We start from the raw sequence: 9,651 nt of genomic DNA, 5'->3' as shown, positions 1-9,651 counted from the left end.
CTATGGACGACGGCACGGATTTCGACCCAATGGGGCTGGACAGTGTAGAAGATCAGATGTGATTGAAAACGGAAGCGCCGATAGCCGGCCGCCAGTTCGTCAACCGGCTGACCTATGAGAGGGAAGTCAGCAAGAAGCCCAAAAGAGCGAACTAGGCCGGTATAGTAGGCATCGGCTTGATAGGCGCCGAACTTGCTTTCAGTGAAGTCGTAGATGTCTATGAGGTCGGCTCGGGCGCGATCAGTAAGCCGATACTCAGCCATGGCGACGCGCGGCAACGCGCTGGCGGGCGGCAGCTAGAATGTCGTCGGGGGTGTCCGTGGTGAAGGTGTTGCAGTCAGGATGCTCGAACATCTCTTGATAGCGACGCACTTGCTCGTCACGGGGAAGGGCAGCCCAGGCGGCAAGCTCGGCTTCCGTCGGGGTGGCCGAGGGCATGACGCGGGTCGGTTTGTCGGTCGTCTGCGACATACAATAATTATAGCACGAATTGGATAGGAACAAAAAGGCCCCGGCAAAACCGGGGGCCTTTGATATCTCGAAAACGAGAGCCGGTCAGCGCGAATAGAATTCGACGATCAGATGCGGCTCCATCTGCACCGCGAACGGCACGTCGGACAGCGCGGGAATGCGGGAGAATTTTGCCGTCATCCTGGAGTGATCGACTTCGAGGAAGTCGGGAACGTCGCGCTCGCCAAGCTGGGTGGCTTCCAGCACCGGGGTGAGCTGCTTTGAGGATTCCTTGACCTCGACGAGGTCGCCGACCTTCAGCTTGTAGCTGGAAATATTGACGCGGCGGCCGTTCACCTTGACGTGGCCGTGGTTGATGAACTGGCGCGCGGCGAACATGGTGGCGACGAACTTGGCGCGATAGATCACGGTGTCGAGACGGCGCTCGAGCAGCCCGATCAGGTTTTCGCCGGTGTCGCCCTTCATCCGGCCGGCCTCGACATAGATGCCGTGGAACTGACGCTCCGAGATGTTGGCGTAGTAGCCCTTGAGCTTCTGCTTGGCGCGGAGCTGGACGCCGAAGTCGGAGAGCTTGCCCTTGCGGCGCTGGCCGTGCTGGCCCGGGCCGTATTCCCGGCGGTTTACGGGGCTCTTCGGGCGGCCCCAGATATTCTGGCCCATCCGGCGATCGATCTTGTATTTCGCCTCACTGCGCTTTGTCATCGCGTCCTCGGTTTGAGAGTTTGAGTTTTGAGGAAACGCGCCCTCCTGTGCCCCGGGATTGCCGGGGCCGACAGGTCCGCCTCAAAAGCCTGGGACGAACCACGGGTCGCGAAACGCAACGCGGGCCGAAACCGGCCCGCGAGCAAGCGGGTTCTAGTAGAAAAACGGATGCCTTGTCAACGAAAGACACGCGGGCTTGCGGAGGGCCAAACCGGCGTGAACGGCCGTCAGGTCGCGACGGCCCGGACCGGCTTCGGCTCGGTTTGCTGCCGATTGGCGCGCAATTCGGCCGATATTTCGTCGTTCAGCACCTGTTCCAGCCGGGTCAGCGTCTTGGCGATCAGGGCGGCGTCTGTAATGCGGTGATCCCAGCGGATCACGACGTCGATGCTGTGGTCGGGCCTTTCCACCCCATAACTCAGGATGAACGGCCCTGGGCTCAGCGCATGCAGCTCGCCGGCGCCGTAGGCGGCGACCGACGTTACCCCAAAGCTGCCGAAATAATTGGCGCGCTGGCGGCCGAAATTCAGTCCGATCAACCAGAACAGGCGGCGCAGCGGCCACGGCAACCGCGTCGTCCGCAGGATCTTTCGGAACGCCGGAACCTGCTCGATCGGGGCCTGCTTGGCGTGGCGGATGATCGCGTCGACCTCCGCCAGCGGCAGTTCATCCGGCGCGGTGACCTTTTGCGGCAGCACGCAATCCTGGCCGTCCTCGACGCGTGCGACCGCCACCATCGCGATGCTGCGTGGCAGCTCATAGAACGCGGGCAAGGGCCATTTCACGTACAGCGTGCGCAGCACGGGATCGCCTTTGGCTACCAGTGCGAACGCCTTGACGAAGATCGCAGCCCAGCCCGGCGGCCGCGCCGATTGCGCGCGGGCCTCGATCAGGCCACGGACGTTGAGCGGGCGCGCCAGCGATACGAAGGGCACGCGGATCGAGGCGTGCATGAGGTCGGCGACGAGACGGCGCGGGATGGAGATTTTTCGAACCGTTCCGCGCATCGCTCCGCTCGTTTCCGCCGATAAAGCCAGGAGGCCGGCGAGCCGCCATAGCCGGGCGCGCCGGCCCCTGATCTAGCACGAACCGACCGACCTGACGCCAGTTGGTTCTATCTCAGGGCGCCGGCCTGGCCAGCGGCTCGCCCGAAAGTGTAGCAGCGCCGCCGCTGCGGCGAAAGCGCGTGCCGGGCTGGTGCAACGCATCCGCGGTGCGTCTAGCGCCTGATGCCCGCAAAACTCGCCGCGATGCCGCGCTGGAACAGCGACCAGTCGAAACCCAGCGCCAGTGCCGCGTAGCCGCGGTCGATCATCTGGTTGGCCTGCTCGGCGGTGCGCGCGACGCCGCCGATCGGCACGCCGCTTTTCAAAATGCCTGCTTCCGCGCGCGCCATCAGCGCAACGACTTCGGGATCATCGGGCAAACCGCGCTTGTTGATGGAGGTGGCGAGGTCGCCGGGGCCGATCACCGCGAGGTCGATGCCGGGGGTAGCCATGATCTCGTCGATGCGATCGACCGCCTCGACATGCTCGATGGTGATCATGCAGATCATGTCGTCGTCGGCGGTTGCCATGTAGTCCGCCATCGAGACGCCCCAGCGAAACGGCGCGTGGAACGGTCCCCACAGCCGGTCGCCGTTCGGCGGATAGCGCACGCTGCGCACCGCTTTTTCGGCGTCCTGGCGGCTGCAGATCATCGGAAAATTGATGCCGAGCGCGCCGATATCCATCGGCGCCTTGGCAAGCCAGGGCTCGTTGGCGGCGATCCGCAGCATCGGCACGCACGGCGTGCCTGAGGTGGCCGTGATCATCGCATGCGCCGTGCCGAGATCGATCGGGCCGTGCTCGAGATCGACGATGATCCAGTCGAGCCCCGAACGGGCCATGATCTGCACGGTCTGGATGCTGGGAATGGTGGCAATCGCGCCGAATGTCGGGCGCCCCTCGCGCCATTGCTGACGGAGACGGTTGAGCGGTGCCGGTGTTTCAGACGTCAATTGAAGACCTCCATCGAACCTTGCGGCGAGACTAGCCGCGCCGGGTAACGACAAAAAGCAGCGCGAACCGGTTATGCCGGGACGCGGCCACCGAAAAACGGCACCAGCGCCCGGCTCAGCGTGTGCGGCCGCCCGGAGGTGAAGATCATCTCCGCGCCGGCCTCGTCGCTTTCGCGGCCGGCCGCGCCAAGCAGATCGGAAACGCGGCGCGCGATCGCGGGCGCGGGATTGATCCAGTCGACCGGCCATGGCGCGAGCCTGACCAGCCGGTCCAGCAGCAGCGGATAATGCGTGCAGGCCAGCACGATGGTGTCGGTGCGGGCGCCGCCGCTTTCGACGAAGCAGGGGGCGAGTTCGGCGAAGATATCCGCATCGCTCACCTCGTTGCCGCTCAGCGCCGCCTCGGCCAGCGAGGCAAGTTCCGCCGAGCCCACCAGCGTCACCTCGCAGCCTTGCGCGAAATCATGGATCAGGCGCCTGGTGTATTCGCGCTTGATGGTTCCCCTGGTGCCGAGCACCGACACCCGCTTGGTCTTCGAGCTGGCGCAGGCCGGCTTGATCGCGGGCACCGTTCCGACGAACGGTACGTTGTATTCGCCGCGCAGATGCGACATCACCAGCGTGGACGCCGTGTTGCAGGCGATCACGACCAGGTCGGGGGCGTGGGCTTCGATCAACTCGCCGATCAGCGGCACCACGCGCGCGATGATCTGGTCCTCGCCGTGGTGGCCATAGGGGAAAAATGCGTCGTCGGCGACATAGACGTAGTGCGCATCGGGCCGGGCAAGGACGATCTCGCGCAGCACCGTGAGGCCGCCAAGGCCGGAATCGAACACGAGGATCGTCGGAGGGACTGACACCGCGTGATCTTAGCCGATCCATGGTTACCGTTAAGTTGTTTTGACGGTCGGCGTCTCCATTTCGTGGCTGTGACCTGGCATCGCTTCGTCAGGCGCGATGGCGTGGCGGCGCGCATGATCGACGGCACCCCGGGCTGATGGACGCGGTTTAGAACTTCTCCAAATTGCGGTTTAGAGCTTCTCCAAACCTGATGCGTCCTTTTATCTCTTCACTTGCTGGCCACCGCCAGCGTATGGCATGGCTCAGTATCCTCAGCCGCGGTGAAAGAGCTACCATGTCCTTCTCGCAGATGCTTTCGATGGCGACGCGCTTTGCCGCCGCCGCGCTCATATCGGTTGCGGCCGCTGGCGCGGCGACCGCGGAGAACGCGACCGAAATCCAGTTGAGCTACAAGGACAAGAAATTCGATCCGGCCGAGGTCAGTGCGCCCGCCAACACGGCGATCGTGATCAGGCTGAGAAACCTCGACGCCAAGGCGATGGAATTCGAAAGCAAATCCTTGAAGGTGGAGAAGGTGGTCGCTGGCGGCAGCGACGCCACCATCAATGTGCGCGCGCAGAAGCCGGGCCGCTACGAGTTCTTCGACGAATATAACGAGAAGACCGCGCGCGGCGCGCTGGTCGTGAAGTAGGAACAATCGTGATCGCCGCGCTGATCATCGTTTTCCGCGAAGTCTTCGAGGCCGGTCTGATCATCGGCATCGTGCTGGCGGTCACGCGGACGGTGCCGCGTCGCAACCGATGGATCGGCGGCGGCGTGCTTGCAGGCGTTCTCGCCGCCTGCGTGGTCGCGGCCTTCGCCGGTGCGCTGTCGAACCTGTTCGCCGGCATGGGGCAGGAGCTCTTCAATGCCGCGATCCTGACGCTCGCCGTCGTGATGCTCACCTGGCACAATGTCTGGATGGCGCGTCACGGCAGCGAACTGGCGGGTGAATTTCGCTCAGCCGGGCGGGCGGTGGCTGAAGGATCGAAATCGCTGCTGGCGCTGGCAGTCGTGGTCGGCGTCGCGGTGCTGCGCGAGGGCAGCGAGGTCGTGCTGTTCCTGTATGGCGTGATTGCCGCCGGCGGCGATAGCGCGGTCGGTGTCGGGCTCGGCGGCCTGGCCGGGCTCGCGCTCGGCGCCGTCACCTGCATGCTGACCTATTTCGGCCTGCTGCGAATTCCGACGCGCGCTCTGTTCGCAACGACCACGGTGCTGATCGCGCTGCTCGCCGCCGGCATGGCGGCGCAGGCAGCGGCCTTTCTCGAAAAGGCCAACTGGCTGACGGCGATGGACGCCATCGTCTGGGACACCGGCTGGATCCTGCCGGATTCGAGTTTTCTCGGCCGCGCGCTGCACACCCTGATCGGCTATACCGACCAGCCGAGCGGAATGCAGCTCACGGTCTATCTTGCGATCCTGCTGATGACCTTCGTGCTGATGCGGCTCTACGGCGCGCCCGAGAAGGCCGCGGCGCCGGCGCGCGGCTGAACGCACGACACATCATATCCGCTCTTGAGTTCTGGACCGGCCTGTCCCGGCTCTCCCTCTGATTGCGGCTTGCGCCAGTGACAATTTCAGGCGAGCATATGGCTTTGCGGCATCCGCGGGCGCGTGCATCCATGTCGAAAAATATTGTCCTGCTGTCCGACGGGACGGGAAACAGTTCTTCGAAATTGTTCAAGACCAATGTCTGGCGATTGTTTCAGGCGCTCGACCTGGCAGACCCCGACAAGCAGGTCGCGTTTTACGATAACGGCGTTGGCACGTCGTCGTTCAAATGGTGGGCGGCATTCACCGGCATTTTCGGCATCGGCCTGAAGCGCAACATCCTCGACATCTATTGCTTCTGTTCCCGCAACTACAAGGAGGGCGATCGCATCTTCGGCTTCGGCTTCAGCCGCGGCGCATTCACCACGCGCGTGGTTGCGGGCTTCATCGCCACCATCGGGCTGGTGCCGTACACCCTCAACGAAGACGAGCTCAGGGCGAGGGCGGTCGTCGCCTATCGCCAGTATCGCACGCGGGGAACGGCCAAATCGGCGGCGCGCTATCACCTGCATGTGCTGCGTGCCATTCGCGACTTCTTCAGCCGCAACCTGATGGGCAAGCCGCGTTTCGAGGACATCGCATTCCTCCCGGTCAGGAAAATCGAGTTCCTCGGCGTCTGGGATACCGTGGACGCCTATGGCGGACCGATCGAGGAGATCGTTCGGGCCATTGATTACTGGTACTGGCCGCTGTCGCTGCCCGATCGCTTCATGAACGGGAAGATTCAACGCGCCTGCCACGCGCTGGCGCTGGAAGACGAGCGCGACGCGTTCAAGCCGGTGCTCTGGGACGAACGCTACGTCAAGACCTCGGATGGCCTCGTCCCGATGGACCATGACTGGGCGCCGCCGGCCGCTGCCACCGCGGCGATTGACCGGGAGCGGATGAGCCAGGTCTGGTTCGTCGGCGTCCACTCCGATGTCGGCGGGGGTTATCCGCAGGACGGACTGGCGCATTTTACGCTCGACTGGATGATCGACCGCGCCAGGGTCTACGGGCTCGAATTGCTCGACGAGCAGACCCGGCTGCTCGCCTCGCAGGTGGACCGCTTCGACAAGCTCAATGACTCCCGGCACGGCTTGGCTTCATATTATCGCTACAAGCCGCGCAAGCTCGCCGACATCTACCAATTGCCGCCCTACCGATTTTCGCTGAAGGAGGACTGGCGGTACATCAGGAATCTCTTCAACGAGCAGCCCGATCCGGAGCATGAGGTTCGTCATCAGCTTGCCCGAGGCGTGGAGCTGCTAAAATGGCCGGACCCGAAAATCCACGACGCGGTATTCGAGCGGGTCGATGCCTGCACCGACGGCTACGCGCCGATCGTGATTCCGCAGATCTATGAGGTGACCGACAAGCCGGGCGCGATCCGCGCCAACCCGCGCGAGACGCCGGATCAGGCGCTCTGGCGGCTGCACCGCCAGGAGACGGTGTGGGACCTCGTCTGGGAGCGGCGCGTCGCTTATTTCGTCAACATGCTCGGCTTATTTTATCTGCTTTGTCTGCCGCTGCTCCAGCGTTGCTATCCCGGACTTGGCGCCGGAAGTCCTTTCGCGTTTCTGGTGCCGGTCGTCGATGCCGCCGCGAGCTACCTGCCCAATCTCCTGAAACCCTGGTTCGACGCGTTCAGGGATGCTCCGGAGCGGCTGTTTGGGGGCGCGCTGTTCGTCGGCCTGTTATCCCTGCTTGGCAGCACGCTTCAGGGCCGCATTCGCGACCAGATGCGCGTGATCTGGAAGACGAAGGACACCGCGGCTCCGGAAGATCCGCACAGCGGCATCTTCCGGCTGCGCAACAGCGGTGCGTACAAGGCATCCTACTATGTTCTCAAAAACTGGATCCTGCCGACGATCTTCGCAGCCCTGATCGGGCTGGCGCTGCTGGCACTGGCCTGGTGTGCGGTCGCCGTCGTAAGCCGCGTGACGGTCCTCGCCTATGATGCGAGCGGCAACATCTGCAAGGCCAGTTCCGCGGTGACGGAGGTGACCACTCAGCCGCAAACCCGCAGCTTCGACACCAGGACGCTCTGCACGGCGACCGGACTCACGGTGAAGCAAGGCCAGACCTATGACATCAGCCTTGTCATCACCGATCCCTGGGAGGACGGCCACAAATGGAACGAGCCCGATCCCGGGAAAGCCAGGGGAATTGAGACGGGCCCGAACGGCTTCGGCCGCGACAAGATGAGATGGGCGATGGCGCCGGGCTTGCCCTATCGCCGGTTGATCGCGTCGAACTGGTTTGCGACCGTCATCCGGGTCGGCGAGGGTGGTTTTGGCGAGATGGTCCTGCCGTTTGAGAGCACCGAATGCGAATGCCCGACGGCGACCTATGTCAATGATGCCGTCATCAAGCTTGGCCGTTTCGACGGCAACGACAAGGGCAACGCCGAGTGGACGGTCACGCTGTCGCGCGAGTACTACAAAGCCAGTTTCAAGGCGGCCAAGGACGGCGAAGTGTTCGTCTATGTCAACGACGCCGTCATCAACTGGCTCGGTCTCGACCGCTTCTACGGCAACAACAAGGGCAGCGCCGATCTCACGTTCACGCTGAGGCCGTAGCGCACGGTCCTACGCCTCGCCGAACACGCGCCTGAAGATGGTGTCGACGTGCTTGAAGTGATAGCCGAGGTCGAACTGTTGTTCGATTTCGGCATCGGTCAGGTATTTCTTCACCTCGGGGTCTTTCTTCAGCAGCGTCTGGAAGTCGCCTTCGCCGCGCCACACCGGCATCGCGTTGCGCTGCACGAGCCGGTAGGCGTCCTCGCGGCTAGCGCCTTTTTGCGTCAGCGCGATCAGGAGCCGCTGCGAATGCACGAGGCCGCCGAGCCGGTCGAGGTTTTTCTGCATGTTCGCGGGATAGATCAGCAGTTTTTCGATCAGGCCGGCGAGGCGGTTGAGCGCGAAGTCGAGCGTCACGGTGGCGTCGGGCCCGATCATGCGCTCGGCCGAGGAATGCGAGATGTCGCGCTCGTGCCAGAGTACGACGTTTTCCATCGCCGGGATTGCATAGGCGCGCACCATGCGCGCGAGCCCGGTGAGGTTCTCCGACAGCACCGGGTTGCGCTTGTGCGGCATCGCCGACGAGCCCTTCTGGCCTTCGGCGAAGAACTCCTCGGCTTCCAGCACCTCGGTGCGCTGCAGATGACGGATTTCGGTGGCGAGGCGCTCGACCGAGGACGCGATCACGCCGAGCGTTGCGAAAAACATCGCGTGGCGATCGCGCGGGATCACCTGGGTCGAGATCGGCTCTGGCGTCAGCCCCATCGCTTTCGCGACATGCGCTTCGACGCGCGGGTCGATCTGCGCAAACGTGCCGACGGCGCCCGAAATCGCGCAGGTCGCGACTTCCTTGCGGGCGGCGACCAGGCGTTCGCGGGCGCGGGAAAACTCCGCATAGGCGTAGGCGAGCTTCAACCCGAAGGTGATGGGTTCGGCGTGAATGCCGTGGGAGCGGCCGATGGTCGGCGTCATCTTGTGCTCGAAGGCGCGCTTCTTCAGCGCGGCGAGGACCTTGTCGATATCCGATAGCAGCAGATCGGCGGCACGGGTGAGCTGCACATTGAGGCAGGTGTCGAGCACGTCGGAGGAGGTCATGCCCTGGTGCACGAAGCGCGCCTCGGGGCCGACGATTTCGGCCAGATGGGTCAGGAAGGCGATGACGTCGTGCCGGGTCTCGCGCTCGATCTCGTCGATCCGCTCGACATCGAAGGTGGCATTTTTCGCCTTGGCCCAGATCGTGTTCGCGGCTTGCTTCGGGATAACCCCGATTTCCGCAAGCGCATCCGCCGCATGCGCCTCGATCTCGAACCAGATCCGAAAGCGGGTCTGCGGCTCCCAGATGGCGGCCATTTCCGGGCGGGTATAGCGGGGGATCATCGAGGACTCCGGGCGAGCGCAGCGGGGATTCTTGGACGATTCGGTTCTCGGGCGATTCCCAGCCAATCGTTTTTACGCCGCGCTTTAGCAGAGCAGCCGGGGTGAGACAAACCTCGGGCGGCGTGCCGGCGGGCGACGGCTTCGCCGCGAAAATCAGTCACGGGAGAGTGACTGACAGATATTGAAATCTGTTAGCGCGATATACTATAT

At 63.7% G+C, this 9,651-nt stretch carries 10 protein-coding genes; 3 read left to right on the top strand and 7 right to left on the bottom strand.

The window, feature by feature from the left end; all coding sequences use genetic code 11:
* From WCE35_RS22105 to murI, 6 genes are all read right to left on the bottom strand, one after another.
* Positions 1–263: type II toxin-antitoxin system RelE/ParE family toxin (locus WCE35_RS22105; RefSeq protein ID WP_424595446.1), on the bottom strand; the 263-nt coding region annotated here is incomplete at its 3' end.
* On the bottom strand, positions 256–471 hold the full coding sequence (locus WCE35_RS22100; RefSeq protein ID WP_424595445.1) for a hypothetical protein: 216 nt from the start codon (positions 469–471) through the stop codon (positions 256–258). The genes WCE35_RS22100 and WCE35_RS22105, both read right to left, overlap by 8 nt.
* A gap of 84 nt (positions 472–555) precedes the next feature.
* Positions 556–1,173, bottom strand: coding sequence for a 30S ribosomal protein S4 (gene rpsD / locus WCE35_RS22095; RefSeq protein WP_424595444.1), 618 nt, complete (start codon positions 1,171–1,173; stop codon positions 556–558).
* Between the two features lie 227 nt (positions 1,174–1,400).
* A complete protein-coding gene (locus WCE35_RS22090) occupies positions 1,401–2,180 on the bottom strand; it encodes an acyltransferase (protein WP_424595443.1) in 780 nt (259 codons plus the stop codon).
* Positions 2,181–2,392: 212 nt separating this feature from the next.
* Complete coding sequence (locus WCE35_RS22085) at positions 2,393–3,172, bottom strand: HpcH/HpaI aldolase family protein (protein WP_424595442.1); 780 nt, start codon at positions 3,170–3,172, stop codon at positions 2,393–2,395.
* Positions 3,173–3,243: 71 nt separating this feature from the next.
* On the bottom strand, positions 3,244–4,032 hold the full coding sequence (gene murI / locus WCE35_RS22080; RefSeq protein WP_424595441.1) for a glutamate racemase: 789 nt from the start codon (positions 4,030–4,032) through the stop codon (positions 3,244–3,246).
* A 275-nt stretch (positions 4,033–4,307) separates the two neighbouring features.
* Between murI and WCE35_RS22075 the strand changes: the two genes are divergently transcribed.
* The 3 genes from WCE35_RS22075 (at position 4,308) to WCE35_RS22065 (ending at position 8,124) form a co-directional block, all read left to right on the top strand.
* Positions 4,308–4,664, top strand: a complete 357-nt coding sequence (locus WCE35_RS22075) for a cupredoxin domain-containing protein (RefSeq protein WP_424595440.1) — start codon at positions 4,308–4,310, stop codon at positions 4,662–4,664.
* Between the two features lie 8 nt (positions 4,665–4,672).
* Positions 4,673–5,503, top strand: a complete 831-nt coding sequence (locus tag WCE35_RS22070; RefSeq protein WP_424595439.1) for an FTR1 family iron permease — start codon at positions 4,673–4,675, stop codon at positions 5,501–5,503.
* 131 nt (positions 5,504–5,634) lie between these two features.
* Positions 5,635–8,124 (top strand): DUF2235 domain-containing protein, encoded by a 2,490-nt coding sequence (locus WCE35_RS22065; RefSeq protein ID WP_424595438.1) that lies wholly within the window; start codon positions 5,635–5,637, stop codon positions 8,122–8,124.
* 9 nt (positions 8,125–8,133) lie between these two features.
* Here WCE35_RS22065 and purB read toward each other — a convergent pair whose 3' ends face one another.
* Positions 8,134–9,441, bottom strand: coding sequence for an adenylosuccinate lyase (gene purB / locus WCE35_RS22060; RefSeq protein WP_424595437.1), 1,308 nt, complete (start codon positions 9,439–9,441; stop codon positions 8,134–8,136).
* Positions 9,442–9,651 lie beyond the last annotated feature (210 nt).

The sequence above is a fragment of the Bradyrhizobium sp. genome, assembly GCF_049691595.1.
Classification (GTDB): domain Bacteria; phylum Pseudomonadota; class Alphaproteobacteria; order Rhizobiales; family Xanthobacteraceae; genus Bradyrhizobium.
Note: the sequence above shows the minus strand (reverse complement) of the source record. Positions and strands in the feature narration are given on the sequence as shown.